The organism is Kastovskya adunca, from assembly GCF_059505785.1.
This window is the reverse complement of the sequence record NZ_JCACLG010000021.1, coordinates 55,915-78,805: the sequence shown is the minus strand read 5'-3', so window position 1 is coordinate 78,805 and position 22,891 is coordinate 55,915. Positions and strand designations below refer to the sequence as shown.

The window sequence follows — 22,891 nt, the reverse complement described above, 5'->3', positions numbered from 1 at the left end:
TAACTTCCGAACTTACACGACAGTACAAGACCATTTGATTTTGCTAAAATAGCATATAGAGAGCAATTTTAAAAGTAGCAAAGTTTGCAGCTTTAGCCCTTCACAAAGTTTCTCTAAGTTTTCTCTATATTGTTACATTTCAGCAAAATATCCATGATTATTTCTAGCCAGAGCCATTTGCATTCAGGGACAAGTGCAAACCTTTTAGAGCGTCCTGATTTTTTGGAAGATGAACAGTTTAATAGTCACAAAACTGAGGAATTAGTTCTTCAGCATAGCCTGCATCATCAGTTAGTTGAAATTGAGCATTGCTGCACTACCGAACGAGCCGCTAATCTCTTAGATGTATCTCACGAGACTCTTAACCGCGCCAAACGAGAAAAACGAGATTTTTATGAGCGGGGAAGCTGGATTGCCTATCCAGTCGTGGAAGTAGAGAGGGGATCTCGGCTGAATGTGCGGAGAAGACCTAATTTTTGGCGAGTTTTCTTCCGAGTTTTACCCGACGAATTGGTAAATAACTAGTTTCTGAATTTAATCGTCCCTAGGAGGCAGCGATCGCTGTCTATTTTTTATTATTTCTTTAGGATCTAGGAATAAACCTTTCCCCATCTAATTAGTCACAAACTGGGTTTTAAATCACCCGACTGGAGTACACAAGTGGGTGATGTGGATCGAAGAGCAACCCGCGTACCTTAGGAAGTGTCAAAGAAAAACTTCACGAGGCAAAAAGATGCAAACTTCTGATTTCCAAACCAACGCTACTGCTCAACTCAATAAGCCAGTACTTCAGCAAGGTTCCAGAGGAGAAGCTGTTAAAGAACTCCAAACTCTTCTAACAAAATGGAATACCTATACAGGTGACATTGATGGAATTTTTGACTTAGTAGTAAAACAAGCTGTTATTGCTTACCAACGCCGCGTATTTTTAGTTGAAGATGGCATCGTTGGTAACTTAACTTGGCAGGCATTATACAAGGGTGCCCCAGTTAATATGCCAGTGCTGAAGCAAGGTAGCAAGGGCAAGCAAGTTCTGCTCGTTCAGCAACAGCTGAAGTCTACCGGGGAGTATCGCGGTACGCTCGACAGTGACTTTGGCCCGGTTACCAAAGCGGCGGTGATTGCCTTCCAAAAGCGTTCTAATTTAGTGGCTGATGGAATTGTCGGCGATCGCACTTGGCACGCCCTGAGCAAAATACCTCGCTAATTCCCTGCTTGTCGGCTGCGATCTGTGTGATTTCCTGGCAACTAAAGCTCTTTAGCAATCTGGGCTTTAGCTTGCTGCCAAAGTGTTTCCAACTCAGCTAGAGTGTAATCTGAAAGGGGGCGGTCTGCGACTGCCTCCATTTTTTTTAACCGCTGAATAAAACGCTGGTTTGTTCCTTGCAGCCCTTCTGTGGGATCGAGGTCATGCCAACGGGCAATGTTGATCAATGTAAAGAGTAAGTCTCCCAACTCAGCTTGCTGTTCGGCTTTGCTTTCTTGCTTTAGTGCTTGTTCAAACTCTGCTAATTCTTCGTGGTACTTCTCCCAAACGCCTTCGATGTTCTCCCACTCAAACCCGGCGGCGGCGGCTTTTTGCGAAATCTTCATTCCAGCCATTAGGGGTGGGAGTTGGCGGGCGTAGCGACTGAGTTTGCGACTGAGTAGCTGCGTCTGGGCTATTGTTTCTCCCTTCTCCGCCGCTTTGATTTGCTCCCAGTTTTGGTGAACCTGCTCGACACTTTCCACCGCCACATCCCCAAAGACATGGGGGTGACGGCGAATCAGCTTTTCGGTAATGCCTCGCGCTACTTCTGTCAGGGTAAATTGCTTGCTCTCGCTGGCGATTTGGGCTTGCAGCACGACTTGCAAGAGTAAGTCGCCTAATTCTTCCGCGATCGCGTTTTGATCTCCACTTTTGATCGCATCCACTACTTCATAGGCTTCTTCAATCACATAAGGAGTCAGCGATTGCGGTGTCTGCGCCAAATCCCAGGGACAGCCACCATCGGGCGATCGCAACTGAGCCACCACCGCTATCAACTCCTGAATCGCTGCCAAAGCATCAGCCTGAGACGTTTTCTGCAAGTCCTGGGAACTAGACATAAAGGAAATTTTAAGACCACTTAACTATTCTTAACGCGATTGCGGTTGGCTGCCAAAAATTTCATCCTTCAGCCTTTATCCTTCTTTGTTTTTGGCGTGCGCTTCTTCACAGCAGGCTGACTAGATTTGCGAGTAGTGCGGCGCGATCGCTTCTTTCTCAATATCCCCTGCCATCCCTGGCGTTTAAAGCGCTTGTAGCCAGAACCCAGCTGATCGCTCAGGGTATGGCTCATCGCCCCCAACTCTAACCCCACAAATAGCGCTAGCCACTGGGCTTGGTACTGAAGGATCGATCGCTCTGCATCTTGCCCAAACTCCTGCCAGTTCCACCTCACCTCTCGGAATACCTGCACCACCGCCAACCCCAACACCCCTAACCCAATAATCCACACCGCCAGATAAAGCACCCGCAGTGTCGTACCGATAATCAGTCCGTGGGAAAACAGCGAGCGATGGCGCATTACTTTCTGGTAGGGAATCCATATCCACCGCAACCAACCCCAGCGCTTAAAGGGGCGCGAGTACAGGTCTAAATCTGGACTCAGCATTAACCCGCTAAAGAGAAACCCACTAGAGACAATCAACGTTAGATCGCTACTACGGGTTACTCCTAAGCTGATGCCAGTTACTAGCGGCAAAGTCCATAAGGTAATGCGATCGTGTGTTTGTCCAGAAGGCATCAGTTTTTTCGCAACTCATGTTAATCTAAGTAAGTATCTTACCGGGCGGTTAGCTCAGTGGTAGAGCGCCTGCCTTACAAGCAGGACGTCACTGGTTCGAATCCAGTACTGCCCATTTACTCGGTTAATTTACAGTGACTAATTATGTGTCGTCGTGACAAATCAATGTCGCCGAACTGCCAGTGACAAATTAATGTCATATTTCTAATTCTAAGAAACTAAAATGTCCGCAGTTGGTAGAGTTTGACAGGGGTTTGGCGATGGCGACGATTGAGGGGGGGTCGCCTGTTGTGGCTTTTTGGAGCGATCGCATTCGCCAACGCTTGGCTTAAGAACTGGCTCTAAGGCGCGATCGCTTAAACTTGTGGAGTTTGAGTTGGAAGAGGCGATCTGCGCTTGGCAGTAGCGCTTCAGATGCAGAACTCCAAAAAATCCCCCAACGGCTGAACCAAAGGGCGAAGCGTAGGCTCAATCTCCCCTAATATCAACTCTTCTCATTCACGAGCGGCTGATGACAGAATAGGATGGTCTTCGGTCTTGAGGTATAGGATGATCTTGAACAAAAATGGCTTCTATATTCCAAGAGATTCAGCCGTTTACTAGATGGCGGCGTAATTTAGCTCAATTTTTAACTACCCTGACTGAAGTTCTCATAAAAGATTAGATGTTTGAGCAAACCTTCAAAAATATTGATGACGTTCTCTGGAAGGAGGCGGGCTGCACCACAGAGCTAGATTATACGGAGCAAACGTCCTGGCTGCTGTTTCTCAAGTATCTGGATGACTTGGAGCATGAAAAGGCGCTAGAGGCGGAACTGGTTGGGAAACCTTATGAATTTATTATTGATGAGGCGCATCGCTGGTCAGTGTGGGCAGCCCCCAAAAAAGCTGATGGGACGTTGGATCATGATAATGTGCTGATTGGTGACGATCTGATTGATTATGTCAACCGTCAGCTATTCCCCTATTTACAGGGATTCAAGCAGAGGGCTACTAGTCCAGACACAATCGAATACAAGATTGGGGAAATTTTTAGCGAGATTAAGAATAGGTTTCAAAGCGGCTACAGCTTGCGGGATGCACTGGAATATGTCGATGAGCTACGGTTTCGATCGCAACAGGAGAAACACGAGCTATCCCATCTCTATGAAGCCAAAATCAAAAATATGGGTAATGCGGGGCGCAATGGTGGGGAATATTACACACCGCGTCCGTTGATTCGAGCGATGATTCAGGTGGTGAAGCCGAAGATTGGCGATCGCATTTATGATGGGGCTTGCGGTTCGGCGGGGTTTTTGTGCGAGAGTTATGAATATTTACGTCGGGGCTTCGACTTCGCTCAACCGAACGGTAAGCTGACGACAAAAGAGCTAGAGACACTTCAGACTAATACCTTTACGGGTAAGGAAAAGAAGAGTTTGGCGTATGTGATTGCCATCATGAATATGATTTTGCATGGCATTGATGCACCAAATATTATCCACACCAACACCCTGACGGAAAATCTCAGTGACATTCAGGACAAGAATCGTTTTGATATCATCTTGGCAAATCCGCCATTTGGGGGGAAGGAACGCAAGGAGGTACAGCAGAATTTTCCGATAAAGACTGGGGAGACGGCATTTCTGTTTTTGCAGCACTTCATCAAAATGCTGAGGATGGGCGGTAGTGCGGCAGTGGTTATCAAAAATACGTTCCTCTCCAATTCGGATAACGCTTCGCGGGCGTTGCGTCAAGAGCTTTTGACTAGTTGCAATCTGCACACGATTTTGGATTGTCCGAGTGGGACTTTTATCGGGGCGGGGGTGAAAACGGTGGTGCTGTTTTTTGAGAAAGGAAAGTCCTTTGACGCTGTTCCCTTCGACTTCGCTCAGGGAACGGGGATGCCTTTATTTTCTCAAGGAAAACCGTTAAGTGAGGGAATGGCAACTCAGAAAATTTGGTATTACCAACTCGATCCGGGGCGTAGTTTGGGTAAAACTAATGCGCTGAATGATGACGACTTGCGGGAGTTTGTGGAGTTACAGGCTACGTTCGCAGAGTCGGAAAAGTCTTGGCTGGTGGATATTGCTGATATAGATCGGGTGACGTTCGATCTGTCGGTGAAGAATCCGAATAAGGCTGAGGAATCGCTGTTACGAGAACCGCAGGAAATTTTAGATGAAATTGCTGCGTTAGATGTAGAAAGTGCGGAGATTCTGGCAGGAATTGGAGGGATGGTATGTCGTTGAAGATGAATACTAAGCAGTTGCCAGAGAGATGGACTGAGAAGAAATTTGGTGAAATTGCCCTCTTAAACCGTGGTCATAATCCACCCAAAAGCCAATTTATTCATAAACCAAGAGAAGGTTACGTTAGATTTTACCAAATTCGAGACGGCAACAACGACGACTATGAAGTGTATGTTCCGGATACGCCTAAGCTGCATAAAGTAGAACCTGATGACATTTTAATGGTAGCTTACCGACATATTGGTAGAGTTTTTAGAGGTGCTAAGGGAGCATTTAACGTAGCTCTCTGCAAAATCACCAACAAAGACCGTTCCATTATTGACAATGATTATCTTTTTTACATAATTCCAACTGAATTTGTTCGCGGTGAATTAATGAAGCAAGCTGAACGCTCGTTAATTCCATCCATGTCGGTTAAGCACCTGGCAGAGATAAAAATTCCAGTTCCACCACTTCCTGAACAAAAGCGGATTGTGGCAATTTTAGATGAGGCGTTTGAGGGGATTGATAGAGCGATCGCAAACACCAAAAAGAACCTCGCCAACTCCCGCGAACTATTTGAAAGTTATCTAAACGCCATCTTTACCCAGAAAGGCGACGGATGGGTAGACGCAGCGATTGAAGATCGTATCAAGTTTATTGATTATCGTGGTCGTACACCCAATAAGACAGAAGGCGGAATGCGGCTTATTACGGCTAAAAACGTAAAAATGGGATTTTTACAACTAGAACCACAAGAATTCGTCAATCCAGATATTTATGATGATTGGATGACTAGAGGAATTCCCCAAAAAGGTGATGTTTTATTCACGACTGAAGCACCACTAGGCAATGTGGCTCAACTAGATACAGATGAAAAAGTAGTTTTTGCCCAAAGAGTCATCATTATGCAGCCAGATGAGAAATTCATTAACAAAACTTTTTTGAAATTCCTGCTTCTATCAAACATAATTCAGCAGCGCATACAGAACAAAGGTACTGGAGCAACAGCACAAGGTATTAAAGCTAGTTTACTCAAAAAAATTCCGATTTCATTTCCTTCTGATCTTCTTATTCAAGAAGCTATAGTTTTAAAACTTGAAACTCTTGAAGCCGATACTAAGCGACTCGAAACCATCTACCGCCAAAAACTCGCCGCCCTCAACGAACTCAAACAATCCATCCTGCAAAAAGCCTTCACTGGCGAACTCACCGCAGACACCCCAAAAGCTGCTAAAGAGGCAATTGCAGCATGATTACCCTAGAAACCCTTGAAAAATGGCTGAATGCACCTGCTGAAACCGAAAAACTTGAATTTAAACAAGCCAAGCAGCAATTTAATAAAGTTGACTTACTCAAGTATTGTGTAGCATTAGCCAATGAGGGAGGTGGATATCTAGTTTTCGGCGTAACCAATAAGCCACCACGTCAAATTGTAGGTTCCCAAGCTTTTCCATCACAGACTTCCCTGAATGAAATTAAATCCCGTATTGTAGAAAAACTCGGATTCCGCGTAGACGTAACAGAATTAGCCCATCCCAATGGTCGAGTGTTAGTCTTTGAAATACCACCTCGTCCTGTAGGACAAGCTTATACCTTTGATGGTGCATACTTGATGCGATCTGGTGAAGATTTACGCCCAATGACACCAGATGTACTCAAGAAAATTTTTGCAGAAGACCAACAAGATTGGTTTTGCCAATCTGCTCGATCAGAAGCCAGCCCTGATGATGTAATCAACCTTTTAGATACTCAATCATACTTTGAACTACTAAAAATTTCCTACCCTACTACCCGCGATGCCGTCCTAGAAAGATTGCAGAACCAACATTTAATTAAACAAACAGCACAGGGCTGGACAATCACTAACTTAGCTGCCATCCTGTTAGCAAAAAAACCAGATGCCTTTTCCCCTACATTAGCTCGTAAAGCACCCCGTGTAGTTATTTACGAAGGTATAGATAAGCTGAAAACTCGTAATGAAATAACAGGTGTTAAAGGTTATGCAGTTGGCTTTGACGGATTAGTGGATTTTGTCCACTCAGCAGCACCGCAAAATCGCTTCATCGAGGAAGTTGTGCGGGAAGAAGTAAAGATGTTCCCAAAACAGGCTTTACGAGAACTGATTGCTAATGCTTTGGTGCATCAAGATTTTCTAGCAACAGGTACTTCAGTGATGATCGAGATGTATAGCGATCGCGTTGAGATATCTAATCCCGGCATTCCGCCTATTCAGGTAGAGCGATTTATTGATGAATATCGCTCCCGTAACGAACAACTTGCCGACCTAATGCGACGTTTCGGTATATGTGAAGAAAAAGGCAGTGGCATTGACAAAGTTGTAAGCGCAGCAGAGGACTTTCAACTACCCGCACCAGATTTTCGAGTGGGTGAGACCCGCACCACAGCAGTACTGTTTGCCCATCAAGATTTTGCCGATATGAGCAAATCAGACCGAATTCGAGCCTGTTACCAGCATTGCTGCTTGCTATTCGTCAACAATCAACGAATGTCTAACCAAACCCTACGAGAGCGGTTTCGTTTAAGTGAGTCAAAGGCAAAGGCTGTCATCGTTTCTCAGATTATAGGAGCTACTAAGGAAGAAGGCTGGATCAAGACTGATGAATCTGAATCAAGCTCTACCCGTTATGCTCGCTATCTTCCCTTTTGGGCTTAGAAGCAAAAAAGTGATTAATTGCAAATCGATATCAGCCCCTCTCAAAACCTGAAACCCTTACAGAACAAACAAAAAAGTGATTAATTGCAAATCGATATCAGCCCCTCTTAAAACCTGAAACCCTTACAGAACAAACAAAAAAGTGATTAATTGCAAATCCAGATGAGCGAAATATGAACGAAGCCGAAACCCGCGCCGAACTCATTGACCCTGCACTCAAAGCCGCAGGATGGGGAGTTATCGAAGGAAGTCGCATCCGTCGCGAAGTTATCGCCCCTGGTCGCTTAGTTGGCAACGGTAAACGCGCTCAATCAGACATCGCCGATTATATGCTGGTTTATCGGGGTGAAAAACTCGCCGTCATCGAAGCCAAAAAACGCGACCTACCCGACACCGAAGGTTTAGGACAAGCCAAAAAATACGCCGAAAAATTGGAGACTCGATTCGCCTACTCCACAAATGGCATCGGTATCTACCAAGTCGATATGCTCACAGGTGCAGAAGGCTACATCAACCAATATCCCACCCCCGATCAACTGTGGGAAGCCACTTTTAGCCAAGATAACCAGTGGCGCGATTTATTTGCAGCCATCCCCTTTGAAGACAGAAGCGGTACATGGGAAGCCCGTTATTATCAACACAATGCCATTAAGCACGTCCTAGAAGCGATCTGCCAAGGAAGAGAGCGAATTCTATTAACGATGGCAACTGGTACAGGCAAAACCTTCATTGCTTTCCAACTCGCCTGGAAACTCTTTCAAAGTCGTTGGAACATCAGCCGAAAACCCACCCGTCGCCCTCGAATTTTGTTTCTAGCCGATCGCAATATCCTAGCCAACCAAGCCTATAACTCCTTCTCTGCCTTCCCCGACGATGCCCTTGTCCGCATTGACCCTAAAGCCATCAAAAAACGGGGTCGAGTCCCCAAGAATGGCAGTATCTTTTTTACCATTTTCCAAACATTCATGACTGGAAGGGATGAAGAAGGTAATCCTACCCCTAAATTCAGTGACTATCCCCCCGACTTTTTCGACTTCATCATCATTGATGAATGTCACCGAGGCGGAGCCAGTGACGAAAGCACTTGGCGCGGCATTTTAGAATACTTCTCCCCAGCCGTACAACTGGGACTAACTGCCACCCCCAAACGTGCCAACAACGCCGACACTTACGCCTACTTCGGCGAGCCAGTCTATACTTATGCCCTCAAAGACGGCATCAACGACGGGTTTCTTACTCCCTTTAAAGTCAGACAGATCGAAACTAACCTCGATGAATATATTTACAGCCCCGACGATGAATTAATCGAAGGTGAAGTAGACGAAGCGAGAACCTACACCGAAGCCGACTTCAACCGCATTATTGAAATTAGCGATCGCGAACGTTACCGAGTGCAACTGTTCATGGAAGAAATTGACCAGAATCAAAAAACTCTGGTGTTTTGCGCCAACCAAGACCACGCTCTAGCGGTGCGAGATTTAATCAATCAAATGAAGATTAGCACTAACCCCAATTACTGTGTTCGCGTCACCGCCAATGATGGGAAACTGGGAGAACAGCACCTCAGCACTTTTCAAGACAACGAGAAAAATATCCCCACGATTCTCACCACGTCCCAAAAGCTATCCACTGGGGTTGATGCCCGAAACGTTCGTAACATCGTGCTGATGCGTCCCATCAATTCGATGATTGAATTCAAGCAGATTATCGGTAGAGGGACTCGCCTATTTGAGGGGAAAGACTACTTCACTATTTATGATTTTGTTAAAGCCTACGAACACTTCAACGATCCTGAATGGGATGGCGAACCCCAAGAACCTGTAGTAGTCAAAAAGCCTGAAGGTGCAGATACAACCAAAGGTTTCATAAAAGACACTAACAAAGGTAGCGTGGAAACTCCAGAAGAACGCCGCCCTCAAAAAATCAAAATCAAGCTAGCTGATGGGAAAGAACGCACCCTCCAGCACCAGAGTTTTACTACTTTCTGGAGTCCAGACGGTAAACCCATGACCGCCGCAGAATTTGTAGAACGTCTGTTTGGCGAAATTCCTGAACTATTCAGAGATGAAGACGCATTAAGAGAACTCTGGAGCCGCCCTGATACCCGTAAAGCCCTATTAGAAGGACTTGCAGAGAGGGGCTACGGGGAGGAACAACTCACGGAAATTAGCCGCCTGATTGATGCTAAAGAAAGCGATTTATATGATGTGCTGGCTTATATCGCCTATGCCTCTACACCCATAAGCCGCCGAGAGCGCGTCCTCGCTCACAAGTCGTTAATCTTCTCGCGGTATATCGGCAAACAGCAAGAATTTCTCGACTTTGTACTGGAACAATACATCAAAGCAGGGGTAGGGGAACTCGATCGCACTAAATTACCTCAACTGTTAGAGCTGAAATATCATACCGTTGGTGATGCGGTTACAGCATTAGGAAACGTTGCAAATATTAGGGAAGTATTTATCGGGTTTCAGCAGTATTTGTATTCCCAGGAAGGAGCAGCGTGATTCAGAACACTCTGGCTAGTACAAACCTTTAGGCATACCAAAATGCAAGCTGAGCGATCGCCTCAGCTTCTCAGGCTGACGAGATACTCGCTTCAAGTCGAGTATTCTTAATTAGGCGATCGCTCATTCATTCCCTCCCAAGTTTTCCAGCAACACTTGCTACGCCTCAATCTGAGAAGTGTAACTAATGGATGCGATCGCTGATTGAAGGCGATCGCTTTTTAAGCATCCTACTAATAGTGCTTCATCACCCGTGCCATTTCTCGCTCATCCTGACGCTTCTTCAGGCTTTCGCGCTTGTCGTGGAGTTTCTTTCCTCTCGCCAGCCCCAGAGTCACCTTTACCAAACCGCGCTTCAGGTACATTTTTAATGGCACTAGGGTTAAACCCTCTTGTTCTACCTTGCCAATTAGTTTGTTAATTTCCTTGCGGTGCAATAGCAATTTGCGTGTCCGACGCGGGTCATGATTGAAATAATCGCTGCTGCTTTGGTAGGGAGAGATATGCACGTTCAGCAACCACGCTTCTCTGTTGCGAATCAAGCCATAGCCATCGCGCAGGTTAACCTTACCCGCTCGGATTGATTTGACTTCCGTTCCCTTCAACTCAATCCCTGCTTCAAAAGTCTCCAGGATTTCGTATAGAAATCGAGCTTGCCGATTGTCACTAACAATTTTATAACCGTCGTTTTTTTCACTCATATCAACAAAATTAACGTCTGATGCCAGGAATTGTGATCATAAAAGTAATTCCTGACGTTGTGCTTTCTGTGTTACAACCTGTCACACCAAGGCGTCCACATCTACAGGTCGTCTTTTGAGGGCAATATTTTGTAAAGAAACGTTAAAGACTTGACATTTACCTCCAAATTAGTAACAATAGATACAGAAAGTAAATCGTTCATCTCTCAGCGTTCTAAAGACAAAGTAACTGGAAACGGTATCGAGAGACGGAAGTACGGAGTTATCCCGAAGGAACGCGCCTCATCTCACCACAGTTCATTACAGAGGCGAAAACCATGAAACTCTCTTATCGCGGTATTAGCTACGATTACAATCCCCCTAAGGTTGAAGCTACTGAAAGCAAAACCGTAGGCAAGTATCGGGGCTTAGACTGGAGATTCCGGAATCTGAAAAAGCCATTCGTACAACAGGCAACTGTTGATCTAAAATACCGTGGCGCAGCCTACCAAGCAGCGATCAACCCGGAAGTTGCAACAACTTTGTCAACTCAAGACAAAGCTCGCTATCAGATGCTCAATCAAGAACGTGCGGCACTGAACCGTCAGCGGGCAATGTTGAATCGTGCAACCGCTGAACTTGCCTAAGTAGCTAATAATTTCAGCATAATCTAATAAAAGAACCCCCAGCTAAAACTAATGACTGGGGGTTCTTTATTTTGGGCTTTTTAGGCGATGTGGCGCTTTGCAGAAGATAATTTGTTATTTTTTTTCGTGTTTTGGCAATAACTGCTGGGAGACATTGCGATTCAACATTTGCTGTCCTCCTAATCCCAATAGCCAAACAACCACTACTACCCAATGGATGAGAGCGATCGCCCAAACAGACCCCGTCAGAGCGTAGACTACGGTACAAACTAACCCCAAAAGCCCTGTCAACAGGAGAAAAAGGGGATTGAGAAATGTAGGATATCCAGGTGGATAGACAGTCAGCGCACTCAACGGATGATAAAGGATAAATAACAGCAGACTCAACGCCGCCCAAAAGCACCAAGTCTGCACATCAACTCCTTCTGTGGGATGGGGTATCAGCAATACTCTAAACACCAACTCCTCCAGCAAGGCGGGAGATATCAGGCTAGTGAAGGCGAAGCGAAAGGTTTGCCCAGGGGTCATTTCCTTTAGGGTAAGGAAGTTTGCCTTTAAAAAGCCTTGCTGCCAGCCCAAGGGTAGTGCAATGAGTCCATAAGCGAGGAGCATTCCGGCGGATAACAACCAACCTTGAGGATGGGGGACGCAGCTAACCGCTTCAATCACGCGGGAGAAGGCGTTGGGAATTATATAAAACTGTCCAAACAGTTCTGTCGGTGCGAGGGGGCTAATATCAGGGTTCCATCCGCCAACTTGGTTGGTGCGAAGAAACCAAAGTGTCGCGCCATGACGGAGGAACAGGCTGATTATTTCATCGTGTGCCACTCGTGGTAAGACTGTTCGCCAACTGAGAAGTTGGGTGAGCCAACTGTTGTCCCGAATAAAGCGATCGCCTGCGGGAATTCCTGCTATTTCAGTATTTTTTTGCCAGTCTGAGCGCACAATCCCTAAGGGAATTAGCTCTTTTCCCAGGTCTTTACCCAGTTTTACAAGCTGCTGAAAGCGCAAGGTTTGAGGGTGATCTGGATGTGATTGCAGCCATGATTGAATCGCGGGGGTGGTACTGACTTGCTGTTCAATGCGTTTGATCGTTCGATACATCGCCTGACTAGAATCTTGAACGCAAGAGAGGGCAGGAGTTACCATGGCTGCGCCCGTCCCGTCTCCCGTGCGGTAACGCGCCATCATGATATTGAGTTGCTGTTGCAGTTCCCGTAGGGGTGAGAGGGAAACAGTACCAAAGTTGTAGTCTTGGGCGATCGCATCTAGTTTGACTAAGACATCCGCAACTGGTCGATTACCCAGCCAACCTCGCTGCAAGTTGCCCATATAATCTGCCCAGCTAACCGTCCCCGCAATGATGGCGTTGGGATTGTGGGCGTAGACTTGTTGATACTGAATGTCAAACCGTAACTCATTGGTGAAAGGATCGCGCACCACCTCCGCTAATCCGTAGGCAAAGTGACCTGTAACCGTACCACCGAAGTTTGGCTCTGCCTTCTTGCCACCAATGCCGCCAAAGAGGTGAACCACGAGGGCGCGATCGCCTTCTTGCCATTGGGCGATCGCCTGTTGCGGTTGAGGCTTGCTAGGGTCAACCAGAACCTTGGTAATTGTCCCTTTCTTCGCCTGCTGCCAGTTTTGGTGATTAATGTAATTTAGCCCGGCGGCTTTGCCCAACAGCACCCGATCCGGTTGGAGTTGAAACAGCGATCGCGGCGCAATTCCCTGCACCACAAACACCCCTTCTGCATTCTTGGCTCCATAGATGTACCACCCACTTTTTCCGGCGGCGGAGTGTTCCAATTGCTGCGGGGTTGATTGATAGCGACCATCAGGGCTGGGTAACACCTGGGGAATGCGAACGACCTCTTCGGCTCCATCAAACTGCTGGGAGGCGGGGTTGTAGTGGCGCACCCGGAAGAATTCCTGAGATAGGGAAGGTGAGGGTTTCCCCAAATCTTCGCCACCCCTCCTATTAGATACAGGCTTTAGCACCTTGACTAAGCCATAGAAGCGACCCGTCACTTGAACAGGTTCCTCTGCAATCCTCAGTACAGTTGACTCTTGACTCGTTGAAGTTACCGTCACTTGCTTGAGGGCAACAATGACATCATCTTCAGGTCTTGCACCAGCGAGGGATTGTAACGGGCCGACTTGCGGACGGTGGTTCAACCGGGTGGGATGGACGTTTCCACTGCGCTGACTCTTTTGGGCATCTGGCGTAAAGTTGACATCTTGCGTCACCATTTGCACATACGCCTGTACATCTGGTGATTGGCTCCACTCTAGGCGCACCACTTGCCCCACCAAGTTTTGAGCTTCTGGGGGAGCATTATAGACTTCAAACTCAACCCAATCGGATGCCTTCTGCGTTGGCGGTTGGGTTGGCAGGATGAGGCGTCCTAACCAGGGGGCAAGGGGGCGGTAAAGCTGAGAGTCAAGGCTTTGTTGGAGGGGATAATAGTCCGGGTGATTAAACGGCGACTGACGAGCGATCGCATATTTCGATTCTGCTGTCTGATTGTTGTCCCCAAGGCGAGTCAACCCCCCGATACTGACAATCAGCACCACCAGAACCACAAAAATCAGCCACAGTTGTTTTTGCCTCTGCCCAAGGCTCCGCCTTATCCGTTGTTGAACCACGATCGAGCCAAATTAAATAGATAGCTATAATTTAGCTCGATCGATAAGGCGATTAATTCCTCTGCTTATAGCAGCCGCCCCATAGGTTAAGACATTCCTGATTCTCTAAAACCAAGTGCTGGTTGAATCTTAAACGCACCGACTCACCGACTCAGGACTTTGCTCTAAAGCCGCTTATTCCCTGGTTTGACTGTGCTGGATTTGCTGCAATAGTTGCTCCTCGCTGAGGGCGGGTTCTAGACAGGAGAGTCCTTGACAGACTAAACCTACAGCATTGGCAGGAAGTTCGGAGGTTGGGGCTAAAACACTGGCGGGTAAGTAGTGGGCAGTCAAATCAGCCAAGCGATCGGAAGTGGTGCGAACCAAAGTACAGTAGCGATACCAATCGAGAGCCGTAAACAGGCTAGGGCAAGCTTGGGCAGCCTGATTCATGATGCTACCAAAAGATTGTAAAGTTTGCTCAGCGCGATCGAGGTATTGCAAGTCTTCAGTGGCTAAGGCAAGGCGGACTAAGTTAGCCACGGCTACACCATTAGCGGCGGGTGTAGCGTTGTCCATATAACTACGTTCCCGCACCAGTAAGTCTCCGCTAGCGTCCACGGCTGCATTGTAGTAACCTCCCAGTTCTACACTCCAGAGAAATTCGTCAAACTCTTCTTGGACTGAGAGTGCCTTTTCTATCCAGCCGCTTTGTTCGGGAGTACAAGCCTGTAAATCTAGTAAGGCTTTGATGAACAACCCATAGTCTTCCGACTGGGCTAAGACGGCGGCGTGTCCGTCGTAGTTGAGGCGATGGAAGCGTCCATTTACCCACTGGTTATTCAAAATGAAGTTGGCAGCATTGGTTGCCAGTTCCAGGTACTCCGGCTTTTTAAAGACACCGTAGGCCCTAGCTAGTCCTGAAATCATCAAGCTATTCCAGGCGACAATCATCTTCGTATCAGTGACAGCAGGAATGCGCCCCGACCAGTTTCCGGTTTTAGCTTCTTGGTTGTTGCGGGCAGGGGGAAAGGTGTCTAAACTCTCTGCTGTTGCGCCATAACGAGCTTGGAAAAGTTTATCTAAGGCGGTTTCTACGGTATCACTGAGGCGATCGCTATTCCATCGCTGTAAAACAATGTTGCCTTCAAAATTTCCCTTCGGCGTAATCATAAACTGCTGTTTCAGTTCCGCCAACTCTGCTTCTGTCAGCAGTTGTTCCAGTTCGGCGTAACTCCAGATGTAAAACGCCCCTTCCTCCGGTTCGACTTCATGAGGATTAGTAAAACTATCCGCATCCTGCGCGGCATAGAAGTAACCCTCCGGTGCGGTCATTTCTCGCTTTAGCCATTGCACCGTTCCCGCGATTCCTCGTTCAAAGGCAGGTTCCTGAATGCCTGCACTCCATAAATTTGCTAAATACTCGACGATTTGTCCATTGTCATAGAGCATCTTTTCAAAATGGGGCACCGTCCAGGAGGGGTCAACAGTATAGCGGTGGAACCCTCCAGCAACCTGGTCATAAATTCCGCCTTTAGCTAAATCGAGTCCCCGTTGTGTTGCAGCTTGCCTAGGGTCATACTGCGACTCAAAATTAAACCGGGTGCTGCGTAGTACCAGATCCGCATAGGGAATCATCGGGAAGCTGGGGCCTCCGACACTACTGCCGCTAATGACGCTGGTATTTTTCTCTAATCCTTGCTGGAACAACTCTGCACTCAACTCTTGAGAGCCAGGACGTAGTGTTGCCTGTTGCAGGTTTTCTAAAATTTCGGCTTTGAAGCTTTGCAGCTTAGTGGTTTCAACATCGTAGAAGCGGCGAATCGATTGCAACACCTGTAAAAATCCCGGTCGTCCGTAGCGCGGCTCAACGGGAAAGTAGGTACCACCATAAAAGGGTACCCGGTCGTCAGGGGTGAGAAAGACATTTAACGGCCAACCCCCTTGTCCGGTCATCATCTGCAAGGCTTGCATATAGATGCTGTCAATGTCGGGGCGTTCTTCCCGGTCTACTTTGATCGGCACGAAATTCTCATTCATGTAGTCGGCGATCGCTACATCGGAAAACGCTTCCCCTTCCATCACTGTGCACCAGTGGCAGCTAGAATAGCCAATTGACAAAAAAATGGGCTTATTCTCAGTTTTTGCCTTTAAAAGCGCCTCATCAGACCAAGACCACCAATCAATCGGGTTTTCGGCATGTTTGCGGAGGTAAAGGCTTTGAGATTCGGCAAGGCGATTAGTCATGGGAACAGATGATGGTAAGGGTAAGGGATAGATGCACTGCAAGATCGTGGCTTAAGGCTGAGGGAGGCTTGAGAATGCCTAGGTTTGCAACCCCGCCCAATATTGCCAGCAGATTTGGCGGATGTTTGGCGTCAGCCCCTTTGTTGTCAGTCTATCGTCAGGAACAAATCCATCATCTGAAGATCGGTAGAGATAGTAAGTCAGGGATCTCAACCGAAACGCGATCGCGTGAACTCCACAAAAGTAACCTCAACCACATAACAGCCATACTTCCTTGGAAAGACGCGATCGCACAGATGTCTTCCTAGGACTGTAAAAGTTGCGATCGCTGGCGAGGCAATGACTGTCAGTTAGTCATCAATGATAATTGTGGGTGAATGGCGAGTTACGGTTGAAGAAACCGCCCCAGCAATCGACGGAGGAACACCAATGACCGTTACCATTCCCATTCGTGCCATTGAACTCACTCCCGGTAGCACGATTAGCCTTCATAACCTTTCCTGGCAAGACTTTGAAGAGATTCTTATCGAACTGGGAGAAAAGCGCAGCACCCGCATAGCATACTACCGAGGAACGCTTGAAATCATGTCTCCTTTGGCACTGCACGAACGCCCCCATCGCATTATTGCTGATATTGTCAAAGCTATCTTAGATGCTCAAGGAAAGGACTGGGAAGATTTTGGATCAACGACTCTGAAACAACCAGAAATTGCGGGAGTGGAACCTGATACCTGCTTCTACATCCAGAATGCCAGTCGTGTTCGAGGTTGCACCAATATGGATCTACAGGTTTACCCACCCCCCGATCTCGCCATTGAGTCTGATGTCACTTCAAAGACGACTTTGAATGCTTATAAAGCCTTGCGCGTTCCAGAAGTATGGATCTATCGGAATTGCCAACTGACGATTTATCTTCTCCAGAACGGGGACTACGCCGAATCATCCATCAGTTCTATCTTTCCCGATCTTCCCATCACCGAAATGATTCCCCAACTGGTACAAAAAGCCATTGATGAGGGAACCAGTCGGATGCTGCGCGAACTGAAAATACAAATAAGTCAATAACTGGAAGGACTGGAACCAAACTAGATAAGCAAAATATGGATAGTGCCACTCGCCTCCAGGAGATTTTAGTTGATTCGCCAATTGGTGTTGTGTTACCTGCGATCGCGCTTTTGAATCTCCCCGACTGGTGGTTAGCTGGCGATGCAGTACGAAATACGGTTTAGCGATCGCTATTTGTCAATGATTGTTAGTTATTAATGACTTCGATATCTTTTCAGAGCATAGGGAAAGCTTGATGTGGGGGTTTTTAGAACCGAGAGAAAATAACAAATTTTTGGCAAACCTTTTCTGCCTGTTAAGGTTAAAAGGCTCTAACAAGAGTATGGAAATATGAACTCAAGGTCAAAACCTAATACAATTCTGCGAAAAGAGTTAGCTGTTGTACCTTTGTTTCTTTTTTTTCTCTCTGCTTGTTTTTACAAGGTTTAGTTGGTTTTGCAATTAATCCGTTTTCCCGCTTTTCCAATAATCCTGAAAAGAAAAGCCATCCGAGCATTCTACTTGTGTAATCCCCTGCTGACTTAATTTTAACGCCCTTTTCGCTAGAAAAAGCCTCAACTATTATATTCCGCAAATTCTCTCTAGTCATAGTTTTACTTTTGTTAGCTCTCAAGTGCTGATAAATTACTTTTGTTACAGCATAATTCTTTAGTATTTCTGCTATGTGACCAGCGATTTCCATTTCCTCTGATTTTGCTAAGTAGGGTTGAACTATTACTTTATATCCTTGAACAGATACCATTTGTAAGTTTTGCAAATCTAAGATAATATTATCTGTTTTACTTTCCGAAAAATTAGTTTTCTTCTCTAACTCTCGTCGAACTATACCTTTAGAACCTTCTTTTTTTATAAGTTTAAATACTTTCAGTGCTGTATTAATAGAATTTCGTATTCTATAGCCAAATGCACGTTCAATATCTAAGAAATGGAATAAGCTTAACTGTTCACCGGATTGGAATAAGCTTAACTGTACTCCTGAAAATCTATCGTAAAAAGTCCTATTTAGCTTATTTGCAATTTTCGAGATATCATAATACTTTCTCTCTCCTATTACTCCTGTATTTTCTTGATAGAAGCTGTAATTTAGTTTCTCTACAACCTTTAATAAGCTTTTAGGCTGTTTTTTGAAACTCGCTTCTAAATTTTGATGTATCAGCTCATCTAATGACCAAATGGGAAATTTAGTATTATCAAAATTTTCAGGAATTTGAGTAACAATCGCATCAAGTTCCATATAACTTGCATAAGCAAGCTCTATTGCAGACTCTGAATTTCTAAGCTTGGATGTTTGCAGATTCCTTATAAGGCTATGATTAACAGGACAAACTTCCACTACTTTTTTTATTCCAGAAATCTCTTTTTCGGCATCGTTCTCACCTACCAAGTCAATGAGTAAGAGGTAGATGAGATCTAAGCCTCTTGGTGTTATGTACCCTTGAATTTGCTTGAAACGCATCAACTCCCAGAGATGATCGGCATCCTCAACAAATCCAACTCGATTGAGTAGCAACTCTTGAATAAGGAGGTAAGAAACCAAAACTCGTCGCATTACTCTTACTGCTCCTGATACTCAAGGGGAGTTTTGGGATTGGAGGCTTTTGGATACTTGTCAGTACCTATTCGCTTGCGTATATCTGACGGTGAAAGCCCTTCCTGTTTGACGTGTTTACCCTGTTGGCTAGATTGGTATTGAGTTTCAATGGTTTCCTGTTCAGGTTCCCATCGCATCAGATCTCCCGGTTGGCAGTTAAGAGCAGCACAAAGCTTTTCGAGGGTCGTGCGTTCCAACCGTTCTGGCACATCCTGAGAATTTTTCAACTTGGAGATTGTGACAGGATGCATACCAGTTGCCTCTGTCAAATCCTTATTTTTCATGTGCCGCTCAGCCATTAGCACATTTAAGCGCCATTTGATAACCATAGTTCTTCCTTAACGAGAGTGGCTCTGTTGTAGCCAGCGCCAACCTGCTTGCGCTACCCACAGAGCCAATTCCTCTTGAGTTCTAGCTTTATTAACTACAGCTTATCATTTTTTAGCAACAGAGTAGACAATATTAGCCACAGCGACTAATATTATTTTTATTAGCTGCTGTGGCTAATATATAAGCGGCTAAGACTAAGAAAAAGCGAGTTCAGTCTAGGGGAACACTGCTCCTCATCAAACTACCTGGCTTCAAGTGCTAATTCGAGCAATCCCAAGTTCGACACTTGCTGTCTGAATTTGGATGGCTCCCAAGCTAGCTTTCTGGTTAAACAGCGTTAACAACTTAAAAATCATGCCTAGCCTTAAACTGTCCCCAAACAATGATTTTTCTCAAAAGGACTTGAGTGCTTTGGATCTAAGCCACCGCGACCTTAGTCACTCTAACTTGTCATGTTCAAAGTTCAACGGAAGCGATTTGAGTCATTCCCGGCTAAATGGCGCTAAATTACAGGAGGCTCAACTTTATGGAGCCAATTTGACAAAGGCAAAGCTTTGTGGCGCTCAGTTACCTGATGCTAAGTTAAATGGTGCTGATTTAACTGGCGCTGATTTAACTGGCGCTGACTTTACTGGTGCTGACTTGCAAAGAGCGAATTTGAAAAACGCTAACCTAAGCAGTACAGACTTGAGCGGCACGAACGTTCAAGGTACTCAATTTGGAGGCAGCACTGGACTAACTGAAGATGCGAAGCGCGACTTGAAAAACCGAGGTGCAATTTTTAAGGATGCAGCGCCTGGAGTCCAAGATATCAAATGGTGGATGCAGTACGTTTTAGTACCGCTCATAGTTGCTGGCATAGGTGGGAGCGGTATCGTGGGTATTATCAATGCCCTAAATAGTGAATCTTCTTCATCACCAACGCCTACACCTACAACCCAATCTACAACTCAAGGTATTTTATCACTCCAACAAACTGTGAAAATCCCAGTATTAGAATTCCTCCGAAATGAGGCAGAGTGGACAACCTCCTACTTAGATAAAGAAATCAGGGTAGGACGAGGTGCAACAGGCAATCTGTTTGTGTTTCGTCGTGAGTGAGTTGGGCGTTTTGGGCGATCGCGTTCTATCAACTCTGCAATTATGGAGAATGCGATCGCTCACAAGTAAAATCCGCTCGTTCAAGTCATCTGAAGCCCCATATCGAAGGTTCCCACATAGCCTTGTGCATCTTGGGTAAGCTGGAGCATCAGTTGCGTGTCTATGTTTTGATTAAGCCCAACCAAAATTACAGCTTGCCCTTCATCTAAATTACAGTTTGGTAGTTCGAGCTAGTGACAGCCAGAGACATCTCTAAAATGTCGGGGATCTAAACCGCAGGCGATCGCCTGAACTCCACAAAAGTAACCTCAAATACACAAAGCGCCATACTTCCTTGGAAAGACGCGATCGCACAGATGTCTTCCTAGGATTGTAAGAGTGGCGCTCCCGTTCGGGCAGCGATCGCGCTATCGCACAGTTTGCACAGACTGTCTATAGCGAGAAAGAAGCACAATCCACAGCTTTTCTAGCGTGGAACAGTTCTATAGGAGTTTGAATGGTTATGAACAGTTCACCGAACCGACCTCTAGCTGTCGTGACAGGTGCCACCAAAGGCATCGGTTACGAGCTTGCCAAACAGTTTGCCCAAAACGGCTTTGATCTCCTCGTCACAGCCACCGGACCGAGTATCAATGAAGCCGCTCAAACCTTTGAGGGACTGGGTGCCAAGGTCGAGACGGTGCAGGCTGATCTTGCTACTTATGACGGTGTTGAGAAACTCTACAACCAAATTAAGGCGACTGGCAGATCGGTAGAGGCGATCGCCATTAACGCAGGAATTGGTGTCGGCGGTGATTTCGCCCGCGAGACTGACCTGAAAGACGAGCTGAATCTCATCAACCTGAACGTCGTTTCATCTGTGCATCTCGCCAAACGGGTAGTGAAAGATATGGTCGAGCGCGGCAAGGGTCGAATCCTCTTTTCTTCGTCAATTGCTGCCATCATGCCGGGGCCGTATGAAGCAGTCTACGCGGCTTCCAAGGCATTTGTACACTCCTTCTCGGAAGGGCTACGCAACGAGTTAAAGGATACAGGTGTCACCGTCACTTCGCTCATGCCTGGGCCAACTAGTACCAACTTCTTCCATGGCGCGGGAATGGACGACACCACGGTGGGTGAAACACAGAAGGATGACCCGGCTGAAGTCGCTAAACAGGGTTTCGATGCTCTGATGGCAGGCAAGGATCACATCATTGCCGGTTCGCTCCTGACGAAGATTGAGGGCAATATAAGCAAGGTTTTGCCTGATACCGTCAAGGCTGAACTGCATGGCCTACTGACTAAGCCTGAGTCGGCTAACAAGTAACCCACGCAACGCTTTTGTGATGTATGTAAAGGCGTTTTGGCGGATATTCTCTACCGACCGGAGCAAATGCAAGCATCGAGTGAGGTGCAGACATCAATACCCGTAGACAAAAAGTAGTTTAAAGCAGAACATTTATGCATATTCATCATCTTAATTGTGGCTGCATGTGCCCGGTCGGTGGGGCGCTCTTCGATGGCTTTAGTCGTGGTCTAACGGCTCGCCTCGTCTGCCACTGCTTGCTTATCGAGACAAACCAGGGACTTGTTCTGATTGATACTGGCTTCGGTCTACAGGATGTCCAGTCGCCTTACTCGCGGCTCAGCCCTTTCTTTATTCATTTCAACGGTATCCAGTTCGATCGCAAGTACACAGCGATCGATCAGCTTGAGCGGCTGGGATTTTCTGCACGGGATGTGCGCCATATCGTGCTGACCCACCTCGATTTCGATCATGCGGGTGGGCTGGAGGATTTCCCGGAAGCAACTGTACATGTAATGCAGACTGAAATTGACGCCGCGCAGGATCGGCACGGTTTCATTGCCAGAAGGCGCTATCGTCCAGAGCAGTGGGACGAGGTAAAACGCTGGAAGTTCTATTCACCGGGGGGCGAACCCTGGTTCGGCTTCGAGGCTGTCCGCGATCTTGAGGGACTACCGCCGGAGATTCTCCTAATTCCGCTTGCTGGTCATACACGGGGTCATGCTGGCATTGCCATCCAGACACCAGAGGGTTGGCTGCTGAATGCAGGCGATGCCTACTTTTACCGACACGAGATGGACTCCGACCAGCGACGCTGCACGCCAGGAATGCGTTTCTACCAAACGATGATGGAGGTGGATCGTGAGGCGAGGCTCCACAATCAAGATCGGCTACGTGCATTATCGCGCGATCGCAGTAACGACGTGCGCCTCTTTTGCAGTCACGATGCGATCGAGTTCAAAGCGTTCGCCGACCAGTCCAGCGACTCCGAGAACTTGAGAATTCATCATTCATGAGGTCTGGGTCGGTCAGATTGATTGAAGAAGCAGAAGTAGAGCGATCGCGCCGAACAACAGAAGATTATGCTCAGTTAGTCTATTATTTTGATGTTTGAGGTCAAGGCTAAAACTGACTCCTGGTTCAAGGTGCGTCAGAA

At 46.6% G+C, this 22,891-nt stretch carries 20 protein-coding genes, 1 tRNA gene, 1 pseudogene and 1 riboswitch; of the genes and pseudogenes, 15 read left to right on the top strand and 7 right to left on the bottom strand.

Annotation, left to right across the window (positions count from 1 at the left end):
* Positions 1–153 precede the first annotated feature (153 nt).
* Positions 154–525, top strand: a complete 372-nt coding sequence (locus AC5JR3_RS07045; protein ID WP_495844378.1) for a hypothetical protein — start codon at positions 154–156, stop codon at positions 523–525.
* A gap of 208 nt (positions 526–733) precedes the next feature.
* Complete coding sequence (locus tag AC5JR3_RS07040) at positions 734–1,207, top strand: peptidoglycan-binding domain-containing protein (protein ID WP_495844377.1); 474 nt, start codon at positions 734–736, stop codon at positions 1,205–1,207.
* 41 nt (positions 1,208–1,248) lie between these two features.
* Here AC5JR3_RS07040 and mazG read toward each other — a convergent pair whose 3' ends face one another.
* Entirely contained in the window at positions 1,249–2,088 is an 840-nt protein-coding gene (gene mazG / locus AC5JR3_RS07035) for a nucleoside triphosphate pyrophosphohydrolase (RefSeq protein ID WP_495844375.1), read from the bottom strand.
* Positions 2,089–2,156: 68 nt separating this feature from the next.
* Positions 2,157–2,768 (bottom strand): metal-binding protein, encoded by a 612-nt coding sequence (locus tag AC5JR3_RS07030; protein ID WP_495844373.1) that lies wholly within the window; start codon positions 2,766–2,768, stop codon positions 2,157–2,159.
* Positions 2,769–2,811: 43 nt separating this feature from the next.
* Between AC5JR3_RS07030 and AC5JR3_RS07025 the strand changes: the two genes are divergently transcribed.
* The 5 genes from AC5JR3_RS07025 (at position 2,812) to hsdR (ending at position 10,161) form a co-directional block, all read left to right on the top strand.
* Positions 2,812–2,883, top strand: a tRNA-Val gene (locus tag AC5JR3_RS07025).
* Positions 2,884–3,432: 549 nt separating this feature from the next.
* Positions 3,433–4,998 (top strand): class I SAM-dependent DNA methyltransferase, encoded by a 1,566-nt coding sequence (locus AC5JR3_RS07020; protein ID WP_495844371.1) that lies wholly within the window; start codon positions 3,433–3,435, stop codon positions 4,996–4,998.
* 2 nt (positions 4,999–5,000) lie between these two features.
* Complete coding sequence (locus tag AC5JR3_RS07015) at positions 5,001–6,233, top strand: restriction endonuclease subunit S (protein ID WP_495844369.1); 1,233 nt, start codon at positions 5,001–5,003, stop codon at positions 6,231–6,233.
* Positions 6,230–7,654: an ATP-binding protein gene (locus AC5JR3_RS07010; protein ID WP_495844367.1), complete on the top strand. Its 1,425-nt coding sequence runs from the start codon at positions 6,230–6,232 to the stop codon at positions 7,652–7,654. The genes AC5JR3_RS07015 and AC5JR3_RS07010 overlap by 4 nt, the downstream gene beginning before the upstream one ends.
* Before the next feature lie 173 nt (positions 7,655–7,827).
* Positions 7,828–10,161, top strand: a complete 2,334-nt coding sequence (hsdR, locus tag AC5JR3_RS07005) for an EcoAI/FtnUII family type I restriction enzme subunit R (protein WP_495844365.1) — start codon at positions 7,828–7,830, stop codon at positions 10,159–10,161.
* Positions 10,162–10,394: 233 nt separating this feature from the next.
* Here the strand turns inward: hsdR and smpB are convergent, their stop codons facing one another.
* On the bottom strand, positions 10,395–10,862 hold the full coding sequence (gene smpB, locus AC5JR3_RS07000; protein WP_495844363.1) for an SsrA-binding protein SmpB: 468 nt from the start codon (positions 10,860–10,862) through the stop codon (positions 10,395–10,397).
* 194 nt (positions 10,863–11,056) lie between these two features.
* Positions 11,057–11,144: riboswitch (Glutamine riboswitch) on the top strand.
* A 35-nt stretch (positions 11,145–11,179) separates the two neighbouring features.
* Here smpB and AC5JR3_RS06995 point away from each other — a divergent pair.
* The gene (locus tag AC5JR3_RS06995) at positions 11,180–11,488 is read left to right on the top strand and encodes a DUF4278 domain-containing protein (protein ID WP_495844362.1); all 309 of its coding nucleotides are present in this window, start codon (positions 11,180–11,182) and stop codon (positions 11,486–11,488) included.
* Positions 11,489–11,602: 114 nt separating this feature from the next.
* On the opposite strand, the gene AC5JR3_RS06990 is transcribed toward AC5JR3_RS06995, so the two are convergent.
* Complete coding sequence (locus AC5JR3_RS06990; protein WP_495844360.1) at positions 11,603–14,137, bottom strand: CPBP family glutamic-type intramembrane protease; 2,535 nt, start codon at positions 14,135–14,137, stop codon at positions 11,603–11,605.
* A 174-nt stretch (positions 14,138–14,311) separates the two neighbouring features.
* Positions 14,312–16,363, bottom strand: coding sequence for a thioredoxin domain-containing protein (locus tag AC5JR3_RS06985; protein ID WP_495844358.1), 2,052 nt, complete (start codon positions 16,361–16,363; stop codon positions 14,312–14,314).
* Positions 16,364–16,437: 74 nt separating this feature from the next.
* Here AC5JR3_RS06985 and AC5JR3_RS06980 point away from each other — a divergent pair, with 74 nt between their 5' ends.
* The 3 genes and pseudogenes from AC5JR3_RS06980 to AC5JR3_RS06970 form a co-directional block, all read left to right on the top strand.
* Complete coding sequence (locus AC5JR3_RS06980; protein ID WP_495844356.1) at positions 16,438–16,671, top strand: hypothetical protein; 234 nt, start codon at positions 16,438–16,440, stop codon at positions 16,669–16,671.
* 121 nt (positions 16,672–16,792) lie between these two features.
* Complete coding sequence (locus AC5JR3_RS06975; RefSeq protein ID WP_495844753.1) at positions 16,793–17,428, top strand: Uma2 family endonuclease; 636 nt, start codon at positions 16,793–16,795, stop codon at positions 17,426–17,428.
* Between the two features lie 35 nt (positions 17,429–17,463).
* Positions 17,464–17,589, top strand: a pseudogene (locus AC5JR3_RS06970) (nucleotidyltransferase family protein); the annotation flags it as partial.
* Between the two features lie 188 nt (positions 17,590–17,777).
* Here the strand turns inward: AC5JR3_RS06970 and AC5JR3_RS06965 are convergent.
* Both AC5JR3_RS06965 and AC5JR3_RS06960 read right to left on the bottom strand, forming a co-directional pair.
* Positions 17,778–18,977 (bottom strand): hypothetical protein, encoded by a 1,200-nt coding sequence (locus AC5JR3_RS06965; protein ID WP_495844354.1) that lies wholly within the window; start codon positions 18,975–18,977, stop codon positions 17,778–17,780.
* Between the two features lie 5 nt (positions 18,978–18,982).
* Positions 18,983–19,348, bottom strand: a complete 366-nt coding sequence (locus AC5JR3_RS06960) for a helix-turn-helix domain-containing protein (RefSeq protein ID WP_495844351.1) — start codon at positions 19,346–19,348, stop codon at positions 18,983–18,985.
* Positions 19,349–19,652: 304 nt separating this feature from the next.
* Between AC5JR3_RS06960 and AC5JR3_RS06955 the strand changes: the two genes are divergently transcribed.
* The 4 genes from AC5JR3_RS06955 (at position 19,653) to AC5JR3_RS06940 (ending at position 22,751) form a co-directional block, all read left to right on the top strand.
* Positions 19,653–20,450, top strand: coding sequence for a pentapeptide repeat-containing protein (locus AC5JR3_RS06955; protein ID WP_495844348.1), 798 nt, complete (start codon positions 19,653–19,655; stop codon positions 20,448–20,450).
* Positions 20,447–20,659: a hypothetical protein gene (locus AC5JR3_RS06950; protein WP_495844346.1), complete on the top strand. Its 213-nt coding sequence runs from the start codon at positions 20,447–20,449 to the stop codon at positions 20,657–20,659. Before AC5JR3_RS06955 ends, AC5JR3_RS06950 begins: the two co-directional genes overlap by 4 nt.
* Positions 20,660–20,952: 293 nt before the next feature.
* Entirely contained in the window at positions 20,953–21,756 is an 804-nt protein-coding gene (locus tag AC5JR3_RS06945; RefSeq protein ID WP_495844344.1) for an SDR family NAD(P)-dependent oxidoreductase, read from the top strand.
* 134 nt (positions 21,757–21,890) lie between these two features.
* Positions 21,891–22,751 (top strand): MBL fold metallo-hydrolase, encoded by an 861-nt coding sequence (locus AC5JR3_RS06940; RefSeq protein ID WP_495844342.1) that lies wholly within the window; start codon positions 21,891–21,893, stop codon positions 22,749–22,751.
* Positions 22,752–22,891 lie beyond the last annotated feature (140 nt).

Excerpts from the sequence above, each read along its gene's own strand:
- AC5JR3_RS07020 (WP_495844371.1), top strand. The coding sequence starts at position 3,433 with ATGTTTGAGCAAACCTTCAAAAATATTGATGACGTTCTCTGGAAGGAG.
- AC5JR3_RS06960 (WP_495844351.1), bottom strand. The coding sequence starts at position 19,348 with ATGGTTATCAAATGGCGCTTAAATGTGCTAATGGCTGAGCGGCACATG.
- AC5JR3_RS06980 (WP_495844356.1), top strand. The coding sequence starts at position 16,438 with ATGCCTAGGTTTGCAACCCCGCCCAATATTGCCAGCAGATTTGGCGGA.
- AC5JR3_RS07010 (WP_495844367.1), top strand. The coding sequence starts at position 6,230 with ATGATTACCCTAGAAACCCTTGAAAAATGGCTGAATGCACCTGCTGAA.
- AC5JR3_RS07045 (WP_495844378.1), top strand. The coding sequence starts at position 154 with ATGATTATTTCTAGCCAGAGCCATTTGCATTCAGGGACAAGTGCAAAC.
- hsdR (WP_495844365.1), top strand. The coding sequence starts at position 7,828 with ATGAACGAAGCCGAAACCCGCGCCGAACTCATTGACCCTGCACTCAAA.
- smpB (WP_495844363.1), bottom strand. The coding sequence starts at position 10,862 with ATGAGTGAAAAAAACGACGGTTATAAAATTGTTAGTGACAATCGGCAA.
- AC5JR3_RS06995 (WP_495844362.1), top strand. The coding sequence starts at position 11,180 with ATGAAACTCTCTTATCGCGGTATTAGCTACGATTACAATCCCCCTAAG.
- AC5JR3_RS06965 (WP_495844354.1), bottom strand. The coding sequence starts at position 18,977 with ATGCGACGAGTTTTGGTTTCTTACCTCCTTATTCAAGAGTTGCTACTC.
- AC5JR3_RS06975 (WP_495844753.1), top strand. The coding sequence starts at position 16,793 with ATGACCGTTACCATTCCCATTCGTGCCATTGAACTCACTCCCGGTAGC.
- AC5JR3_RS07040 (WP_495844377.1), top strand. The coding sequence starts at position 734 with ATGCAAACTTCTGATTTCCAAACCAACGCTACTGCTCAACTCAATAAG.
- AC5JR3_RS06945 (WP_495844344.1), top strand. The coding sequence starts at position 20,953 with ATGAACAGTTCACCGAACCGACCTCTAGCTGTCGTGACAGGTGCCACC.
- AC5JR3_RS07030 (WP_495844373.1), bottom strand. The coding sequence starts at position 2,768 with ATGCCTTCTGGACAAACACACGATCGCATTACCTTATGGACTTTGCCG.
- AC5JR3_RS06955 (WP_495844348.1), top strand. The coding sequence starts at position 19,653 with ATGGCTCCCAAGCTAGCTTTCTGGTTAAACAGCGTTAACAACTTAAAA.
- mazG (WP_495844375.1), bottom strand. The coding sequence starts at position 2,088 with ATGTCTAGTTCCCAGGACTTGCAGAAAACGTCTCAGGCTGATGCTTTG.
- AC5JR3_RS06985 (WP_495844358.1), bottom strand. The coding sequence starts at position 16,363 with ATGACTAATCGCCTTGCCGAATCTCAAAGCCTTTACCTCCGCAAACAT.
- AC5JR3_RS07015 (WP_495844369.1), top strand. The coding sequence starts at position 5,001 with ATGAATACTAAGCAGTTGCCAGAGAGATGGACTGAGAAGAAATTTGGT.
- AC5JR3_RS06940 (WP_495844342.1), top strand. The coding sequence starts at position 21,891 with ATGCATATTCATCATCTTAATTGTGGCTGCATGTGCCCGGTCGGTGGG.